General features: G+C 50.1%; 18 protein-coding genes and 4 pseudogenes. 15 read left to right on the top strand and 7 right to left on the bottom strand.

From position 1 onward, the window contains the following. Positions 1 to 354 precede the first annotated feature (354 nt). Positions 355 to 1,062 (top strand): EAL domain-containing protein, encoded by a 708-nt coding sequence (locus ACLJRE_RS06760; protein WP_023212460.1) that lies wholly within the window; start codon positions 355 to 357, stop codon positions 1,060 to 1,062. Positions 1,063 to 1,077: 15 nt separating this feature from the next. Here ACLJRE_RS06760 and sapF read toward each other — a convergent pair whose 3' ends face one another. Genes sapF through sapC form a run of 3 tightly spaced genes read right to left on the bottom strand, consistent with a single transcriptional unit; the run spans position 1,078 to position 3,768 of the window. Beyond that, positions 1,078 to 1,884 (bottom strand): peptide ABC transporter ATP-binding protein SapF, encoded by an 807-nt coding sequence (gene sapF / locus ACLJRE_RS06755; RefSeq protein WP_023212459.1) that lies wholly within the window; start codon positions 1,882 to 1,884, stop codon positions 1,078 to 1,080. 1 nt (position 1,885) lies between these two features. After that, complete coding sequence (gene sapD / locus ACLJRE_RS06750; protein WP_001128869.1) at positions 1,886 to 2,878, bottom strand: peptide ABC transporter ATP-binding protein SapD; 993 nt, start codon at positions 2,876 to 2,878, stop codon at positions 1,886 to 1,888. Continuing rightward, entirely contained in the window at positions 2,878 to 3,768 is an 891-nt protein-coding gene (gene sapC, locus ACLJRE_RS06745) for a peptide ABC transporter permease SapC (RefSeq protein WP_001146150.1), read from the bottom strand. The genes sapD and sapC overlap by 1 nt, the downstream gene beginning before the upstream one ends. A gap of 135 nt (positions 3,769 to 3,903) precedes the next feature. On the opposite strand from sapC, the pseudogene ACLJRE_RS06740 reads away from it, so the two are divergent. Next, positions 3,904 to 4,259 (top strand): annotated as a pseudogene (locus ACLJRE_RS06740) (Arm DNA-binding domain-containing protein); the annotation flags it as partial. A 413-nt stretch (positions 4,260 to 4,672) separates the two neighbouring features. Here ACLJRE_RS06740 and ACLJRE_RS06735 read toward each other — a convergent pair. After that, positions 4,673 to 5,395 (bottom strand): hypothetical protein, encoded by a 723-nt coding sequence (locus ACLJRE_RS06735; RefSeq protein ID WP_023212458.1) that lies wholly within the window; start codon positions 5,393 to 5,395, stop codon positions 4,673 to 4,675. Positions 5,396 to 5,865: 470 nt separating this feature from the next. Here ACLJRE_RS06735 and ACLJRE_RS06730 point away from each other — a divergent pair, with 470 nt between their 5' ends. The 5 genes and pseudogenes from ACLJRE_RS06730 to ACLJRE_RS06710 form a co-directional block, all read left to right on the top strand. Next, a complete protein-coding gene (locus ACLJRE_RS06730; RefSeq protein ID WP_001096568.1) occupies positions 5,866 to 6,048 on the top strand; it encodes a recombination protein NinG in 183 nt (60 codons plus the stop codon). Positions 6,049 to 6,179: 131 nt separating this feature from the next. Continuing rightward, positions 6,180 to 6,683: pseudogene (locus ACLJRE_RS06725) on the top strand (pertussis toxin-like subunit ArtA); the annotation flags it as partial. 19 nt (positions 6,684 to 6,702) lie between these two features. Next, positions 6,703 to 7,128 carry a subtilase family AB5 toxin binding subunit gene (locus ACLJRE_RS06720; protein WP_000727928.1) on the top strand — a complete coding sequence of 142 codons (426 nt, stop codon included), beginning with the start codon at positions 6,703 to 6,705 and terminating at the stop codon, positions 7,126 to 7,128. 58 nt (positions 7,129 to 7,186) lie between these two features. Continuing rightward, positions 7,187 to 7,357 (top strand): annotated as a pseudogene (locus ACLJRE_RS06715) (putative holin); the annotation flags it as partial. Between the two features lie 158 nt (positions 7,358 to 7,515). Continuing rightward, a pseudogene (locus ACLJRE_RS06710) lies at positions 7,516 to 7,818 on the top strand (recombinase family protein); the annotation flags it as partial. Between the two features lie 230 nt (positions 7,819 to 8,048). Here ACLJRE_RS06710 and sapB read toward each other — a convergent pair. The 3 genes from sapB to pspF all read right to left on the bottom strand — a co-directional run bounded on the left by sapB (position 8,049) and on the right by pspF (position 11,752). Further along, positions 8,049 to 9,014 carry a peptide ABC transporter permease SapB gene (gene sapB, locus ACLJRE_RS06705; protein WP_000583298.1) on the bottom strand — a complete coding sequence of 322 codons (966 nt, stop codon included), beginning with the start codon at positions 9,012 to 9,014 and terminating at the stop codon, positions 8,049 to 8,051. Further along, on the bottom strand, positions 9,011 to 10,660 hold the full coding sequence (gene sapA / locus ACLJRE_RS06700; protein WP_001241628.1) for a peptide ABC transporter substrate-binding protein SapA: 1,650 nt from the start codon (positions 10,658 to 10,660) through the stop codon (positions 9,011 to 9,013). The genes sapB and sapA overlap by 4 nt, the downstream gene beginning before the upstream one ends. Positions 10,661 to 10,771: 111 nt before the next feature. Further along, complete coding sequence (gene pspF, locus ACLJRE_RS06695; RefSeq protein WP_001543112.1) at positions 10,772 to 11,752, bottom strand: phage shock protein operon transcriptional activator; 981 nt, start codon at positions 11,750 to 11,752, stop codon at positions 10,772 to 10,774. Positions 11,753 to 11,922: 170 nt separating this feature from the next. Between pspF and pspA the strand changes: the two genes are divergently transcribed. From pspA to tyrR, 8 genes are all read left to right on the top strand, one after another. Continuing rightward, positions 11,923 to 12,591: a phage shock protein PspA gene (gene pspA, locus ACLJRE_RS06690; RefSeq protein WP_000510996.1), complete on the top strand. Its 669-nt coding sequence runs from the start codon at positions 11,923 to 11,925 to the stop codon at positions 12,589 to 12,591. 59 nt (positions 12,592 to 12,650) lie between these two features. Then, positions 12,651 to 12,875 carry an envelope stress response membrane protein PspB gene (pspB, locus tag ACLJRE_RS06685; RefSeq protein WP_001274953.1) on the top strand — a complete coding sequence of 75 codons (225 nt, stop codon included), beginning with the start codon at positions 12,651 to 12,653 and terminating at the stop codon, positions 12,873 to 12,875. Continuing rightward, on the top strand, positions 12,875 to 13,234 hold the full coding sequence (gene pspC, locus ACLJRE_RS06680; RefSeq protein ID WP_000508938.1) for an envelope stress response membrane protein PspC: 360 nt from the start codon (positions 12,875 to 12,877) through the stop codon (positions 13,232 to 13,234). The genes pspB and pspC overlap by 1 nt, the downstream gene beginning before the upstream one ends. Positions 13,235 to 13,256: 22 nt before the next feature. Beyond that, the gene (gene pspD / locus ACLJRE_RS06675) at positions 13,257 to 13,475 is read left to right on the top strand and encodes a phage shock protein PspD (protein ID WP_001097608.1); all 219 of its coding nucleotides are present in this window, start codon (positions 13,257 to 13,259) and stop codon (positions 13,473 to 13,475) included. Between the two features lie 75 nt (positions 13,476 to 13,550). Next, complete coding sequence (gene pspE / locus ACLJRE_RS06670) at positions 13,551 to 13,865, top strand: thiosulfate sulfurtransferase PspE (RefSeq protein WP_000913432.1); 315 nt, start codon at positions 13,551 to 13,553, stop codon at positions 13,863 to 13,865. Positions 13,866 to 14,013: 148 nt separating this feature from the next. After that, complete coding sequence (locus ACLJRE_RS06665; protein WP_000825860.1) at positions 14,014 to 15,411, top strand: YcjX family protein; 1,398 nt, start codon at positions 14,014 to 14,016, stop codon at positions 15,409 to 15,411. Then, a complete protein-coding gene (locus ACLJRE_RS06660; RefSeq protein WP_023212457.1) occupies positions 15,408 to 16,469 on the top strand; it encodes a YcjF family protein in 1,062 nt (353 codons plus the stop codon). Before ACLJRE_RS06665 ends, ACLJRE_RS06660 begins: the two co-directional genes overlap by 4 nt. Before the next feature lie 147 nt (positions 16,470 to 16,616). Beyond that, positions 16,617 to 18,158, top strand: coding sequence for a transcriptional regulator TyrR (tyrR, locus tag ACLJRE_RS06655; protein WP_001235493.1), 1,542 nt, complete (start codon positions 16,617 to 16,619; stop codon positions 18,156 to 18,158). Positions 18,159 to 18,236 lie beyond the last annotated feature (78 nt).

Here is an 18,236-nt window from a genome sequence, read left to right as displayed (position 1 = left end):
CCTGCAGCGGAGATGCAACTCGCAAGTACGGTTGGTGATGCCGCGCCGCCATAGTGGATGAAATGCCTCGCGATGGTGCAACAACATTAACTCGCCTTGATTTTTCCCCTCTACCTGGCAAGAAGACCCCGGCTTTACGGATGGTCTCATGCCGTCGTATTAGCGTTGTTCGGCGTAGTATGTAAATTTCCTTATAGCAATAGAAGAACATTCTCAAAACATAAAATTAGCAAGTTATCATGAAGTTAACATATATTGTTTTTTTCGATCATTTTTTATATATTGATCGTTTTTATTGATTGATTTGCGTTAAAAGCGCATTATCAGGGAGTTAAGATCAAGTGGAGTGGTCACATGCGCTATTTTTTTATGGCAGAGCCGATAAGGGCAATGGAGGGGGATTTACTGGGTGTCGAAATCACTACCCATTTTGCATCGTCGCCCGCTCGTCCGCTACACCCTGAGTTTGTTATCTCGTCATGGGACAATTCGCAGAAGCGCCGTTTTCTGCTTGATCTGTTGCGGACAATCGCGGCCAAACATGGCTGGTTTCTACGCCACGGCCTGTTCTGTATCGTAAATATCGATCGGGGTATGGCGCAGCTTGTCCTTCAGGACAAAGATATTCGCGCATTACTACACGCCATGCTATTTGTGGAGCTGCAGGTCGCTGAACATTTTTCATGTCAAGATAACGTCTTAGTCGATCCTTTAATACACGCGCTTCATAAACAACCTAATCCATTATGGCTGGGCGACCTGGGCGTAGGGAACGCAACCGCTGCGCCATTAGTTTGCGGGTGTTTTAGCGGCGTAAAACTTGATCGCAGCTTTTTTGTCTCACAAATTGAAAAAATGACGTTTCCGCTGCTTGTCAAACATATCCGGCGTTATTGTGACAAGATCGTGGTGGGTGGCCAGGAAAACACACGCTATTTGCCGGCGTTAAAAACGGCAGGCATTTGGGCAACCCAGGGCACGTTATTTCCTTCCGTTGCGTTAGAAGAGGTTGAAACATTGCTGTTGGGCAGTCGCATGAACACCCTCAGAGAATCGAACTGAGGGTATTTGTTTCGCTTAGCGATCCTTTCGCCATGCGTCAGCGGTCAGCGCCTCGCCAAAATGGCCTGCGATTAAACGACGGGTAAGCTCATGTAGCGGAGAGACGAGCACATCGGCGGTGCTGCCGCGTTCAACCACTTCCCCCTGATGCATCACTAATACCTGATCGCTAATATGTTTCATCATGCCGATATGCTGCGTGACATAGATATAGGAGATGCCTTGTTTTTCCTGCAATTCAAGCATCAGATTGATGAGCTGCGAGCGCATGGACATATCAAGCGAAGCCAGCGCTTCGTCCGCGATAATGACTTTAGGGCGTAAAATCAGCGCGCGGGCCAGGCCCAGACGCTGTTTCTGCCCCGGCGCCAGCATATGCGGGTAGTAGCTCACGTGATCGGGCAATAGCCCCACCATACGCATCGTCTCGACAATCTGTTTGCGCCGCTGTTCCGGCTCCAGATCGGTATTAAGGCGCAGGGGGAAGTCAAGGATCTGTGAAATACGTTGACGTGGATTCAGTGACGTTGAGGGGTCCTGAAAAATCATTCGAATACGTTGGCTTCGAAACGAATAGTCGCCGTAATGCAGGGGATGATCGTCAATAAGAAGCTCGCCGCTGGTGGGTTCAATCATGCCGGCCAGCATCTTTGCCAGCGTGGATTTGCCGGAACCGTTTTCGCCGATAATGGCCAGAGTCTGACGCTCACGAAGCGTAAAGCTTAATGGTTTCACGGCGTCGACGGTCTGGCGTCGAAACCATCCTGTCCGGTAGCGAAAGGTTTTACTCAGGTTGCGCACTTCAAGCAGAGTTTCCACCATATCACTCTCTCTCCATATTCAGCGGAAAATGACAGGCATAGAGATGATTTTTCGCGCCGGTTAAGCGTGGCGTGATAATGCATTCTCGTTGCGCGTAAGGGCAGCGCGGCCCCAGACGACAACCTATCGGTAACTGCTCCAGTAGCGGGATCGCGCCCGGCAGCGTATTCAGACGGCTTTTATGCGGCATCGCACTGCCAAAATCCGGAATCGCGCGGATAAGCGCCTGCGTATAAGGATGATGTGGCGTCGTCACCAGATCTTTACTTGGCGCGGTTTCTACCGTCTGGCCGCAGTATAAAACGTTGATTTTGTCAGCCCACTGACTCAGCATTTGCAGGTCGTGGCTAATCAACAGAATGGTGGTATTACTGTTTTGATTCAGTCGGGTCAGCAGGCGAAAAATTTGCGCCTGCGTCGTTGGTTCCATTGAGTTGGTGGGTTCATCAGCGATCAGGAGTCGCGGTTGATTCGCCAGCGCGATAGCGATCATGACTTTCTGACACTCGCCATCGGTCAGTTCATAGGGAAAACTGCGCATCGCGTCTTTATGATCTTTAATTCCCACCCGGTGCAGTAATTCAATAGCACGCCGTTTACGCCAGCCTAAACGCTGCCACCAGCGGCCTTTATAGGTCCAGGCGGGAATATTTTGCATTAGCTGGCGGCCGACGCGTTCGGAAGGATCAAGGCACGACTGCGGCTCCTGGAAGATCATCGACACATTATGCCCGACCAGCTTACGCCGTTCACGAGAGGAGAGGCGCAGCAGATCGATATCATCAAAACGCATACGGTCGGCAGTGACTCGCCAGTTGTCTTTCGCGACGCCGCAAATAGCTTTAGCAATCAAGCTCTTTCCGGAACCCGATTCACCTACCAGGCCGCGAATTTCGCCTTCGCTTAATGTCATACTGACGCGATCGACCGCTTTTACCCAACCTTCGCTGGTTTTAAATTCAATGGTGAGATTGCGGATATCCAGTAACGGCATTATTCCACCCCCGCAATAATCGCACGACGAATCCCATCTCCGAGCAGGTTTACCAGTAAAACACTGAGCGTTATCGCCGCGCCGGGTAGCATAACGGTCCACGGCGCGACATAGATTAACTCCAGCGCATCCCCCAACATGGCGCCCCATTCAGGAGAGGGAAGCTGCGCGCCGAGATCTAAAAATCCCAGCGCGGCGATGTCCAGAATCGCCATCGACAGCGCCCGGGTAATTTCGGTGACCAGACCGGCGGTAATATTCGGTAAAATGGCGAACCACAGAATATTCAGTGTTGTCGCGCCATCCAGACGGGCGGCAATGACGTACTCTTTTTCCAGTTCATCATGCACCATGCTATAGACGGAACGTACCATTCGCGGCAACAGGGCCAGCCAGACGGCAAACATCGCGTGTGACAGATGTGGGCCGGCAAATGCCACGACGATAATCGCCAGCAAGAGCGAAGGGATGGAAAGCAGCGTGTCCAGAATATGGTTCAGTACGGCAGAGCGTAAACCGTGCGTCGCGCCTGCCACTACGCCGAGGACTAATCCACATAGCGTAGCCGCCAGCGTTACGATAAACGCGCCGCCGACTGTGGGCGCCGCGCCGCTTAACAGGCGGCTCAGCACATCGCGCCCCAGATCGTCAGTCCCCAGAAAAAAGGAGACTTCACCATAGCGTGACCAGGAGGGCGGCAGTAGCTGATAGCCCAAAAATTGCTGATCGATACCATAGGGCGCGATCCAGCCGCCAAAAATACACAACAACGCCAGTCCGGCGCATCCATACAGACCCACCATCGCAGGCGCGTCGCTATAAAATTTGCGCCAGGCAGTACGCAGGGTGCCTGGCGGGCGCTTTTCGCTGTAGACGCTATCGTAAGGCATATTTACTCGTTTTATTTTTGTTTACCATGCTTTATGTCTTTTGAAATTTTTAAACATTATCAATTCGTTATCGAGCGTTGGCGTTTTAATTTTGTGTACTTTGAGGTTATCAATTTATGCAAAATATGTACACTAATGTGTATATCCTCTCATGAAGTGTACACATTGCTTGCCGATACAAAATTAAGAAAGGCTCCAGGCAAAAAAAGAGACCAAATCAAGGTCATCTCAGACGCTCATGGTCTCAATGTCAGGCTCTCTACATCCGGCAGTATAACATTCTTTTACCGATACAGATGGAACGGGAACGCTGCTCAACTGACGATTGGCGATTATCCAACCATATCACTATCTCATGCCAGGGAACGCCGTCAGTACTTTAGATCATGGTTAACTGAGGGACTCGATCCTCGTCACCAGATGGTACTGGAGAAGAAGAAAAAAACAGAAGCGTTAACCGTAAAAGAACATACGACTACTGGGAGAAGTTTTAGCACTGTACGGAATTTGGGCCAGGGTCATTAAGACCGACAGTGGCGGCTGGCGCCAGTTTGGAGTATGGCGCGATCAGGATGTTGCGGCATTAGTAGAAGCGGCGCGCGGCGGCATCCGGGGAATAGTCCGGCTTAAAGTATCTGGCGGAGTTTGTGTTCAGTTGCGGTATTAGTCTCTGGGAGGTTCACAATAAGACAGATCGGAATACTCCGGCATGGGGTGTTGCGTCTTAAACCGCTGCAGCGGGTCAGCAGGGGGAATTATATTTATTAGCTCAGATGTGAGCTGACAGTTACCGATTATTTATACAGTAACTGTCAGTTTACAATATCGCAAAAACATTAACAAAAATATAATTTTGATGATAACCCCTTGATCTACCCAAAAGTAATAGAGCTGAGTTTATGATTTAATCTATAGGACTTTCCAGCGTTACTCTTACGGACTTTCTTTTTACAGTGATAGTTGGCGGGATCGTCGTGCTTCTAAGATGTGTAAATGGGATTTCACCAGCATAAAATACACCAGCACCATGGTAACCAGAAACTTTGACATCTATGTAGCCTCTACTCCAGATCTCATTAGCAACCCTCTCTATCAAAGTATCACGTTCTCCAAACACCATTCGTTCAAAGAAACCAGCATTTCTATTCGCTTTATCTATGTCCTCCTTTTTAAAACTATTAGGCTCTCTTTTATCTGCGGAATAACAACTACTAATCCTTATATCCTTTATAACCTCTAAAACTTTATTAGCAACCAGAATATCAACCAGTTGTTTTGCAGAAAAAACAGAGTCGCCACTGGCTAGAACATTAGTGCCTGCTGCACCATGACCGGTAATATAGACCTTTTTAAACGCACTTAATGTGATCTCATCTAGTATGAGGTTTTCTTGCTGCCGTGCAACAATACCTACAGCTGCTCCGCAATTTACATCATTAGTGTATTGTTGCAGATCAATGTGACTCGAAAGAGTTTTATAATGAGTGCTGATTGTTTTTTCAAATTCGGACGCTGCGTCTTTACTTATAAAAACACCAGGATATAAGTGCTTCCCAGAAAAAACTCTGGATATTTGTTGTCCCAGCATATGCAGGCAAGCCGATTTGTTGAAGCCTTTCTCTCCCATTACTAACAAGAAACCACTTTTTTGCTCAACCTGTGAAATATTATAAGCAATATTAGCTACCCTAATAATATCTTTGGCTAGGTTAGTTGCGCCATTTCCGAAGTGGCAGTGCCGGGGGCTGTCCCTCTAATATTGAGAACCGCGGCAGAAATAGGTTTCATCATATTCACCTCTCATGTAGTGATAATGGTTATTATGTGATATTTACTTTTTAATATTTATTTGTTATCACTTACCTGCTGTCCAGTCAATATTAATACATGATTACGCCTATTTTTACATTAATTTTACTGGTGCGGGATTGTATGATCTTGTTATTACTCAACGTAAGCCTCTGTTTATATATAATAAAATTGGAGAAATCTGTTGACTGTATTTTATTTACATTAATATAAATATGCTATGAATTATTACGCATGCATAATCTAACGTTATTAGATGCTATATCCGTAACCGGGTCTGAGGTGAGCATGGCTAAATTACCGCGCCGTAAATGCAAAGTTTGCCGGGAATGGTTTTCTCCTGCTTACAGCAACGTTGTCTGGTGCTGTCCTGAACATGGCGCTATCTACGCGCTGGAACTGCGTGCCAGGCGTATCAGGGATAAATACCAGACGGATAAAGCCGAACGCCAGGCGAACGCCGCAGTTTAAGGATAGGCATTGTGTGATTACGGGGATTTTCGTGCCCGTAAACCAGGGAGGTTTGTTTTTCTAATTTTATCCAGCGAGACGTAAAGTATGACTGAGCTATGGTTAGCACTCGGTTTAACACATTAGGTGGTTTGCCTGATAGTTTCTGTGGGAGGGGGTATGATAAAAAAGTAATATTATTTTTAGTGTTTTTCTGATTATGCAAGTGCCGTTGATTTTGTATATCGTGTTGACTCGAGACCTTCAGATGTGATTTTTCTGGATGGTTTTGCTTCGCACGGTAATAACAGGAATCTTCAGCAACATATAAGAGATGACTCCTGTGCATCCGGTAGTCGAGACAGTACTATATTGCGACTATCTCAGATATTAATGAGTCTTATAATATAGCACGATTATATTACTCCAGAGCAACATTTAGCGGCAGGTTGTACAGATACAGAATCCGTGCAGACAATAGTTTCTACAGCCTTCCGCCGTCTGTTGCTTATATTGAGTTATGTGGTATCCAGTTTGGTCATTTTGAGCGAGTGATGATGCGGTTACAAAGTGAGTATGTATCTGTAAATTCTATCCCAATTGAAAATATCCATGAAGCAGTTGAGCTTGTTTACGAGAGAAATGCAAGTATGGTAAATATTGTTGGAGTGGATTATGAAAAAGAAATTAAAGGTTCTGACTCTTGCTCTTGCGTCATTATCCAGTGTTTGTTATGCAGCTATGGCTGATTATGATACGTATGTGAGTAATGTTCAGATTAAAAACCTGTCTTATGGTGTGTATACGTCAGGGGATAAGGAAACTCAGTTTTTTTGTATCGAACTGAAGCGCGGGAGTGAGGCTATTAGTGTCAATGCCATGTGTAAAGTGGATGTGTACGGGAATCATAAACAGGGGTTTGATAACATGCTAAATATAGCAAAGTATTATTATACAACAGGGGGGGATGTAAGGATATATTATAAAGAGAATGTTTGGCGCGACCCCGATTTCAAAAGTGCATTCTCTTCCAGGGAATTAATTGCGATAACTACTTGTAGCTCATCAAGTTATTGTATGGGGCCTATGTTGACAAATTAAATGTTGCTGGGTATTAAACGCTCTAAAGAACAGGCTTAATCTTGTTGGTGAGACGATTATGTCTGAACCTTTATCAGGTTCCTGTATGGCTGTAGCGATCTGTGGGGCAACGATATTCAGACTGTTTACTGGAGCGGATTTTGGGATTGTATTTTGAGCATTTGCGGGAACGTTGTTCGTGGCAACAATGCCGCAGATACTGTCACCCCAAAGCACTCCTTCAAGCTTCTGACAATTGTGGGTGGTTTGTTTGATGGAGTGCCTCTTAAGATTAGAACTCTCACCATAAAGGCTGCGCATTTACGTGGCCTTTTTCGTATTCAGCCTCACGGGAAACACTCACTACGCGCTTTGTTGGATAAATCCAGCCCGTGAAGCCTGCTCCTTTTAGTCAGGACGTTATCAGAAGGGGACACACTGGTTGTATGGAAGCTTGATCGCCTGGGTCACAGTATGCGTCATCTGGTCGTTCTGGTAGAAGAATTGCGCGAACGCGGCGTTAATTTCCACAGCCTGACCGACAGCAGCATAGACACGTCGACGCCAATGGGGCGATTCTTCTTTCATGTCATGGGCACACTCGATGAAATGGAACGTGAATTGATTGTGGAAAGAACCCGCGCTGGACTGGAAGCGACAAGGGAGAGGGGGTGTAATGGTGGCCGACGACCGAAACTAACATTGGAACAATAGGCGCAGGCCGGGCGTTTGATTGGGGCTGGCGTACCGCGACAGCAGGTAGCGATACGTAGTGAAACCCGGAGGCGCTGATACAGAAGATAAATCTCCGGCAATCATCATCGAAGCATGGACTGCCGGAGAAAGTAGAAAACAAAGTGTATATATTTGTGTACTAAAAAACGAACTTATCACAAAAATAAAAGCATAACTTTTTGATTTAATGATATTTTTATTGTTTCTTATCGTAAGGCATACCATTCCTTATGTTTCAGAGGGTTAGCCATAGCACCCAAAATATCGGAAATCACATTGACCACAATAACCAGCGACCCAATGACCATCACGCCAGCGGAAATAGCGGCATAGTCCTGCTGACGAATGGCGTGAATTAACCATCGTCCCAGCCCTGGCCAGCTGAAAACCATTTCGGTAATCATCGCCAGCGTTAACATGGTTGAAAACTGCAGGCCAAGACGGGGAATGACCGGCGGCAGCGCATTATGCAACACGTGACGGCGTAAAATCGTAAAGCGCGACAAGCCGCGCGTGGCCGCCGCTTTAACGTAGTTCTGATCGTAGACCTCAATAGTGCTGATTCGCATCAGGCGGATCACTTCTGTGGTCGGCGCGACGGAAAGCGTGAGCACCGGTAAAACCATATGTCGTATGGCGCTCATCACCATTTCATCGCGCCACGGCGAATCTGAAATCCAGGCGTCAATGATGGCGAAACCGGTAACCGGTTTAACTTCATAAAGTAGGTCAAATCGCCCGGATACCGGCAGCCACCCCAGCGTGAGCGAAAAGAACAGTGTGAGCAGAAGCGCCAGCCAGAAAACCGGAATTGAGAAACCTAATAGCGCCAGCGCGCTGATAAAACGATCCGGCCATTTGCTACGCGTCACGCCAGCCAGCATCCCGACCGGGATGCCGACCATCAGCGCAAAACCAAAGGCGAGAATGCACAGCTCCATCGTGGCGGGAAACACCTCTTTAAGCTGTTCGGAGATCAGCTGGCCGTTAATGCTGGACACGCCAAAGTCCCAGTGCAGCAGACCATTGAACCAGAAAACCCAGGCATTCCATAATGATGCGCCTTGTAGCGGCGCGTGCGGCGTAAAATAGCTCAGGCTAAAGCCGATAAAGGTCAGGAAGAATAGCGTCACCAGCAACAGCAATAACCGACGCAGGGTGAAGATAATCATGGTTTTTTCACCTCTTCGTGTTTTTCGCGGGAGACGCCGGCAAAAGACGCATTGCCGAACGGGCTTAACACCAGCCCTTTAATATCGTAGCGGTAAGCCTGCAGGCGTAGTGATGATGCCAGCGGCAGTATCGGCAGCTCTTTCTCCAGGATATTCTGCGCTTCCTCATACGCTTCTATGCGCGAAGCCAACTGCTGCGACGACAGTGCTTTACGCAGCACGCTGTCAAATTCAGGGTTACACCAGTGGGCGAAATTGGTTTGCGAATTGATGGCTGCACAGCTTAACAGCGGTCTGAAAAAGCTATCCGGATCGTTGCTGTCCGTGGCCCAGCCGGATAAGGTCAGATCGTGATTCATATCCATCAGACGCGCCTCTTGAAAACGACCTTCAACCGGCACAATGACCACTTTTACGCCAACCTGCGCCATATCCGCCTGAATAAGCTCCGCCGTTTTTAGCGGACTTGGGTTCCAGGCCTGAGAACTGGTCGGCACCCAGAGATGCAGCGTAAGATTCTCAATGCCCAGCGCTTTTAGCTGTTCGCGCGATTTTTCCGGATTGTACTCCGTAATTTTGGCATCGTTATCGTAAGCCCATGAGGCTCTCGGTAAAATGGAGGCTGCGGTTTCTGCCGTGCCGTAATAAATCGACTGCATCAGGCGCTGGTTGTTGATCGATAAGGCCAGCGCATGGCGCACTGCGGGATTATTCAACGGCGGCTTATCGGTGTTAAAGGCCAGATAGGCGATATTCATCCCCGGGCGCAACGTCAGGCGCAAACGCGGATCGTCGCGTAAAATAGTTAGCTGGCTGGCGGCGGGCCAGGCCAGAACATCGCATTCACCGGTCAGTAATTTTGATAAACGCCCGGTACCGCCGGAGCCTAAATCCACTACTACTTGCGGCATCAGCGGTTTGCCGCGCCAAAAACCATCGTGGCGCTGGAGACGAATAAACTGCCCGGCACGGTACTCCGAAAGCTGGAAAGGCCCGGTGCCGACCGGTTGGCGGTCTAGCAGTTCCTGACGATCTTTTCGGCTAAGCTGCGCGGCGTACTCAGCGGACATGACGGAAGCGTAGTGTGTGGCCAGATGCCATAAAAAGGAGGCGTCTGGCTGCGTCAGGCGAAACTCAACGGTGTTATTGTCCAGCTTACGCACGCTTTTTACATTGTCGGCGAACTGTAGGCTATCAAAGTAGGGGAAGCTACTGCCGTTAATGTTATGCCACGGATGTCGACGATCGAAAATCCGCTGAAAGGTAAAGACAACATCATCAGCATTGAGTTTTCGGGTCGGCGTAAACCAGGCGGTTTTTTGAAAGGAAACGTCGCGGCGCAGGTGAAAACGGTACGTTGCCCCGTTATCCAGCACTTCCCAGCTTTCTGCCAGCTCTGGGACTAAACGATAAGTATAGGGATCGACATCCAACAGGCGGTCATATAACTGGGCGGCCAGGGTATCGACGATGAGGCCGCTGCTCGCTTTTTGCGGATTAAAGGTGTTGACCTGCCCGCTGACACAATACACAAAGCCGCTATCGCGAATATCTGCACTCGCAGTTTGTTCGGGCGCAGTCGCAGCCGTAGCCTGACTACTCAGTAGACCCGCTATCACGATCAGAGACGATAAAACCAGGCGCATAATAGTTAAGTTTTTGAAGTTCAATTTGCAAAGTGTATCGCACTTCGGCCCGCCACGTAAAAATGTCGGTGGATAACTGGCGTAAATGTCGTCAATTAGCCGGAGAAATAGCTAAAGCTGATGCTTTTTAAGCAAGGCGCGAAACTGGTGGTAGGTGAGTGCCAGCAAATCGGCGGCTCGTTTCTGGTTAAATTTCGCCTGCTGTAAGCTACGTTGCAGCAGCGCTTTTTCCTGTTGTAGTTGAAACTCCCGCAACTTGAGCGGCAGGTCGGGCGTGGCGGTTGCCGATGGCAGGGCGGGCGCGGGCGGTTCGGCGGGATGGCGTTGAAAAGGATCGATAACAATTTCATCCAAAGGATGTTCACTACTGCCGTGGCGATACACTGAACGTTCGACTACGTTTTTCAGCTCGCGGACATTACCCGGCCAGGCGTAATGCAACAACGTTTCTTTTGCCCGATCGGTAAAACCGGGAAATAAGGGCAGACGTAGCTCACGACACATCTGAATAGCAAAATGCTCGGCCATCAGCATGATATCGCTCTGGCGTTCGCGCAGCGGCGGCAGTTGTACAACATCAAAAGCCAGCCTGTCGAGCAGATCGGCACGAAATGTCCCTTCCTTCACCATGGCGGGTAAATCGGCATTGGTGGCGCATACTAATCGCACATTAACCTGTAACGGCTGGCTGCCGCCGACGCGCTCTAGCTCGCCATATTCAATCACCCGCAGCAGCTTTTCCTGTACCAGCATCGGCGCTGTCGCCAGTTCATCCAAAAACAGCGTGCCGCCATCGGCGCGTTCAAAGCGACCGGGATGACGTTTTTGCGCCCCGGTAAAAGCGCCCGCTTCATGACCAAACAGTTCGGAGTCCAGCAGATTTTCGTTAAGCGCCGCGCAGTTAAGCGAGATAAGCGGCCCCTGCCAGCGTGAAGAGAGATAGTGCAGGCGATTGGCGATAAGTTCTTTACCCGTACCGCGTTCGCCAATAATCAGCACTGGCTTATCCAGCGGCGCGAGCCGGGAGACTTGTTCCAGTACTTCAAGAAAACGGTTTGCCTCGCCGAGCAGGTTATCTTTAAATTCAGCCATGATGAAAATCGCCACTTGTTAGTGTTTTTCACCACTTTATCCTTTTTTGCTGGCGAGGTAAAACGAAACAATTTCTTTATTATCAGTCGCATGAAAAGTTGGCACGCAAATTGTATTAATCATGTAGCAGGGCATCGCCCGTTATCAGAACATTATGTGAGGATTGAATTATGGGTATTTTTTCTCGTTTTGCCGACATCGTGAACGCCAATATCAATGCGTTGTTGGAAAAAGCGGAAGATCCGCAGAAGCTGGTGCGCCTGATGATTCAGGAGATGGAAGATACGCTGGTGGAGGTTCGCTCGAACTCCGCGCGTGCTTTAGCGGAAAAGAAACAGTTATCCCGTCGTATTGAACAGGCTACGGCTCAGCAGATCGAGTGGCAGGAAAAAGCGGAACTGGCTCTGCGCAAAGATAAAGACGATCTGGCGCGCGCCGCATTGATTGAAAAACAAAAGCTGACCGATTTAATTGCTACGCTTGAACAGGAAGTCACGCTGGTGGATGACACGCTGGCGCGCATGAAGAAAGAGATTGGCGAGCTGGAAAACAAACTCAGCGAAACACGCGCTCGCCAGCAGGCGCTGATGCTGCGTCATCAGGCGGCGAGTTCTTCCCGTGATGTCCGTCGTCAGCTTGACAGCGGCAAACTGGATGAAGCCATGGCGCGGTTTGAATCCTTTGAACGTCGTATCGATCAAATGGAAGCGGAAGCGGAAAGCCATCGTTTTGGTAAGCAGCAATCGCTGGACCAACAATTTGCCAACCTGAAAGCCGATGATGAAATCAGCGAGCAGCTGGCGCAGTTGAAAGCCAAAATGAAGCAAGATAATCAATAATGACAATGGCGGCGCCGGTACGCGCCGTCGCTCATCAGCTTTAGGTGTAAGGAGAACGCATGAGCGCGCTATTTCTGGCCATCCCGTTAACCATTTTTGTGTTGTTTGTGTTACCGATTTGGCTGTGGCTGCATTACAGCAACCGCGCCGGTCGGGGAGAACTTTCGCAAAGCGAGCAGCAACGCTTACTGCAACTCACAGACGATGCGCAACGTATGCGCGAGCGCATTCAGGCGCTGGAAGACATTCTTGATGCAGAGCATCCGAACTGGAGAGAGCGCTAATGGGTGGAATCAATCTGAATAAAAAACTATGGCGTATGCCGCAAAAGGGCATGGTACGTGGCGTTTGCGCCGGGATCGCCGACTACCTTGATGTACCGGTAAAACTGGTGCGTATTCTGGTCGTGCTGTCGATTTTCTTTGGGCTGGCGTTTTTTACCGTAGTGGCCTATATCGTTCTGTCTTTTGTACTGGACCCTATGCCGGATAATCTGGCCGCAGGCAAACCGCAGCCGACCAGCGGCGAACTGCTGGATACCGTAGACAGAGAGCTTGCCGCAGGCGAAAAGCGTTTGCGAGAAATGGAACGCTACGTCACGTCAGATACGTTCACACTGCGTAGTCGTTTCCGTCAACTGTAAGTGATATATCGGGAAGGTGAAGATGAATACTCGCTGGCAACGCGCCGGGCAGAAGGTGAAGCCCGGCTTCAAAATAGCAGGTAAGCTGGTTCTGTTGACCGCGTTACGCTACGGGCCTGCCGGCGTGGCGGGATGGGCGGTAAAATCCGTCGCCCGTCGTCCGCTAAAAATGTTGCTGGCGTTTGCGCTGGAGCCAGTACTTCGTAAGGTGGCGAATAAAATTTCGCAGCGTTACAAATAGCGAGTCTGGTCATAATATTTCGTTAAGCTCTGGCGTATAGTGTGTGCGAAATACATTACGTGTCAGGACGGAAGTATGTTGAAAAAAGGAATATTTGCGTTAGCGCTATTCGTAGCCATGCCGCTTTATGCCGCAGAATACTGGATAGATGTCCGCATTCCGGAACAATATCAGCGTGAGCATATTCAGGGCGCGATTAATATCCCATTGAAGGAGATTAAATCTCATATCGAAACGGTAGTTCCAGACAGGAACGATACGGTAAAGTTATATTGCAACTCCGGGCGACAGTCGGGCATGGCAAAACAAATGTTGCTTGATATGGGGTATACGCACGCGATGAATATGGGCGGCATCAGTCGTCTTGATATGCCGAAAGTAAAAAAATAGATAATCTATTGCTCAATACTCATACTAACCGCGGCGCTTAATGCGCCGTTGTTGATCTCTCCGGGTAGTTGATAATAACGTTTTTGCACATATCTATAACGCAGGCTCGTTATTATTTTTTCTTCTCTTCAGGCTCAACAGGATGTCAATGAAGCGACTTAAAACTGAACTCAACGCGCTGGTCAATCGTGGGGTAGACAGGCATTTGCGTCTTGCCGTAACCGGGTTGAGCCGCAGCGGTAAAACAGCGTTTATCACGGCGATGGTTAACCAGTTGCTTAATGTCCACGCGGGCGCGCGCTTACCGTTGCTCAGCGCGGTACGCGAAGAACGCCTGCTTGGCGTAAAGCGCGTGCCTCAACGTGATTTTGGTATTCCCCGTTTTACCTACGACGAGGGGATACTTCAGCTTTATGGCAATCCTCCCGCATGGCCCACACCGACGCGCGGCGTCAGTGAGATTCGGCTGGCGTTGCGCTATCGCTCAAACGACTCGCTGCTGCGCCATTTTAAAGATACCTCGACATTGTATCTGGAGATTGTGGACTATCCAGGGGAATGGTTACTCGATCTGCCCATGCTGGCTCAGGATTATTTAAGCTGGTCCCGTCAGATGAACGGCTTGTTACAAGGACAACGCGCTGAGTGGGCCGCAAAATGGCGGCAACTTTGCGACGGGCTCGATCCGCTGGCGCCCGCCGATGAAAACCGGCTGGCGGAGATTGCCGCCGCCTGGACGGATTATTTGCATCAGTGTAAATCGCAGGGATTGCATTTTATTCAGCCTGGACGGTTTGTTTTGCCGGGCGATATGGCGGGTGCGCCAGCGTTGCAGTTTTTCCCGTGGCCGGATGTAGACGCCTTCGGCGAGTCAAAACTGGCGCAGGCGGATAAGCAGACCAACGCTGGAATGCTGCGCGAACGCTTTAACTACTATTGTGAAAAAGTGGTCAAAGGGTTCTACAAAAATCATTTTCTACGCTTTGATCGCCAGATTGTGCTGGTCGACTGTCTGCAACCGCTTAATAGCGGGCCGCAGGCGTTTAATGATATGCGTCTCGCTTTAACGCAGCTGATGCAAAGTTTTCACTATGGTCAGCGGACTCTGTTTCGCCGCTTGTTTTCGCCGGTGATTGATAAATTGCTGTTCGCCGCGACGAAAGCCGACCATGTCACCCTCGACCAACATGCCAATATGGTGGCCTTGCTCCAGCAGCTTATTCAGGATGCCTGGCAAAATGCCGCGTTTGAAGGCATTAGTATGGATTGCCTGGGGCTGGCGTCGGTACAGGCGACCACCAGCGGCGTGATTGAGGTCAACGGCGAAAAAATCCCGGCCTTACGTGGAAACCGTTTGAGTGACGGCGCGCCGTTAACCGTGTACCCCGGCGAAGTGCCTTCGCGTTTGCCGGGACAAGCGTTTTGGGATAGTCAGGGTTTTCAGTTCGAAGCCTTTCGTCCGCAGGTGATGGATGTTGATAAACCGTTACCGCATATTCGTCTGGACGCTGCGCTGGAGTTTTTAATAGGAGATAAGCTGCGATGAGCGAACCGTTAAAACCGCGTATTGATTTTGCAGAACCGCTAAAGGAGGAACCTACGTCGGCCTTCAAAGCGCAGCAAACTTTCAGCGAAGCGGAGTCGCGTACATTTGCGCCTGCAGCTATCGATGAGCGCCCGGAAGACGAAGGCGTGGCAGAAGCGGCGGTCGATGCCGCGCTGCGTCCCAAACGCAGCCTGTGGCGTAAAATGGTGATGGGAGGGCTGGCGCTGTTTGGCGCGAGCGTGGTCGGGCAAGGCGTACAGTGGACAATGAATGCCTGGCAAACTCAGGACTGGGTCGCTTTAGGCGGCTGTGCCGCAGGCGCGCTGATCGTTGGCGCTGGCGTGGGATCGGTGGTCACGGAGTGGCGGCGATTATGGCGCTTGCGCCAGCGGGCGCATGAGCGGGATGAAGCGCGTGAACTGTTACATAGCCATAGCGTCGGGAAAGGTCGCGCATTTTGCGAAAAACTGGCGCAGCAGGCGGGGATTGATCAATCACATCCGGCATTACAACGTTGGTATGCCGCTATTCACGAAACGCAAAACGACAGGGAAATCGTCGGTTTGTATGCGCATCTGGTACAGCCGGTACTTGACGCGCAGGCGCGACGTGAGATTAGCCGTTTCGCCGCGGAATCGACTTTGATGATCGCCGTCAGCCCGTTAGCGTTGGTGGATATGGCGTTTATTGCCTGGCGTAATTTACGCCTGATTAACCGTATCGCAACGCTGTATGGCATTGAACTTGGTTATTACAGCCGCCTTCGTCTGTTCCGTCTGGTGTTGCTGAATATCGCGTTCGCGGGAGCCAGTGAGCTGGTGCGTGAAGTCGGTATGGACTGGATGTCTCAGGATCTGGCCGCACGCCTGTCCACGCGCGCGGCACAGGGGATTGGCGCAGGTATCCTTACCGCTCGACTGGGAATAAAAGCGATGGAACTATGTCGACCATTGCCGTGGATCGATAACGATAAACCACGTCTCGGTGATTTTCGTCGTCAGCTTATCGGTCAGCTAAAAGAGACGTTACAAAAGAGTAAGTCGTCGCCTGAGAAATGACCTTCCACAGGGCGCTGACTGCCTGGCTTTACGCCGCAGCGCCCGTTTTTCCGTCATGCTGTCAATATTTGTTGACAGAATCCTTCCTGCCAGCCGAATAGTGGCTTATCATCTATTTAATGGTTCATTATTCAGGTGAAGGTTCCCATGCGTCTGGAAGTCTTTTGTGAAGACCGACTTGGTCTGACCCGCGAATTACTTGATTTACTGGTGTTACGTAGCATTGATTTACGCGGAATCGAGATTGATCCCATTGGGCGAATTTATCTTAATTTTGCTGAGCTGGAATTCACCGACTTCAGCAGCCTGATGGCCGAAATCCGCCGTATTTCCGGCGTAACGGATGTCCGTACCGTTCCCTGGATGCCGTCCGAGCGTGAACATCTGGCCCTGAGCGCGCTGCTTGAGGCGTTGCCGGAGCCGGTGCTCTCATTGGATATGAAGAGTAAAGTGGAGATGGCGAACCCGGCGAGTTGTCAGCTTTTTGCCCAGAGCCAGGAGCGAATGCGGCACCATACCGCCGCACAATTAATCAACGGCTTCAATTTTCAGCGCTGGCTGGACGGTAACCCGCAAAGCTCCCATAACGAACATGTCGTGATCAACGGGCAAAACTTCCTGATGGAGATTACGCCGGTACATTTACAAAACGAAAATGACGAATACGTGTTGACCGGGGCGGTCGTGATGTTGCGTTCCACGATTCGTATGGGGCAGCAGCTACAGAATTTGTCCACGCAGGATCTGAGCGCGTTTAGTCAGATCATTGCCGTGAGCGCAAAGATGAAGCACGTTGTTGAGCAGGCGCGCAAACTGGCGATGCTCAGCGCGCCGCTGCTGATTACCGGCGATACGGGAACCGGCAAAGATCTTTTCGCCTATGCCTGTCATCAGGCAAGCCCTCGTTCAGCGAAACCGTATCTGGCGCTCAACTGCGCTTCAATCCCGGAAGATGCGGTAGAAAGCGAACTATTTGGCCATGCGCCGGAAGGTAAAAAAGGCTTTTTTGAACAGGCGAATGGCGGCTCGGTGCTGCTGGATGAAATTGGCGAAATGTCGCCGCGTATGCAGGCGAAGCTGCTACGTTTTCTCAATGATGGTACGTTCCGTCGCGTCGGCGAAGATCACGAAATTCATGTTGATGTCCGCGTTATCTGCGCCACGCAGAAAAATCTGGTGGAGCTGGTGCAAAAAGGACTGTTCCGCGAAGATCTCTATTATCGACTTAACGTTCTGACGCTTAATTTGCCGCCGTTGCGCGATTGTCCGCAGGATATTATGCCGTTGACCGAACTGTTCGTGGCGCGTTTTGCCGACGAACAGGGCGTTCCGCGACCGAAACTGTCTGCCGATCTGAGTACGGTCCTCACTCGTTACGGCTGGCCGGGTAACGTTCGCCAGCTTAAAAATGCTATTTACCGGGCGCTGACGCAACTGGAAGGGTATGAGCTGCGTCCGCAGGATATCCTGCTGCCTGACTACGATGCCGCGACGGTGGCAGTCGGCGAGGATGCGATGGAAGGTTCGCTGGATGACATTACCAGTCGTTTCGAACGTTCTGTCCTGACCCAGCTTTATCGTAGCTATCCGAGTACGCGTAAACTGGCGAAACGGTTGGGGGTATCGCACACCGCGATTGCCAATAAGCTGCGTGAATATGGTCTGAGCCAGAAGAAGGGTGAAGAGTAGGAATAAATATCCTCCGGCATAGCCGGAGGTTTTTCTGATGCGCCTGTAAGGCTCTCTTACCAGCCGCGCCCTAACAGG

Origin of the sequence: Salmonella sp. SAL04157, assembly GCF_046551635.1 — a bacterium.
Lineage (GTDB): Bacteria > Pseudomonadota > Gammaproteobacteria > Enterobacterales > Enterobacteriaceae > Salmonella > Salmonella enterica.
Note: the sequence above shows the minus strand (reverse complement) of the source record. Positions and strands in the feature narration are given on the sequence as shown.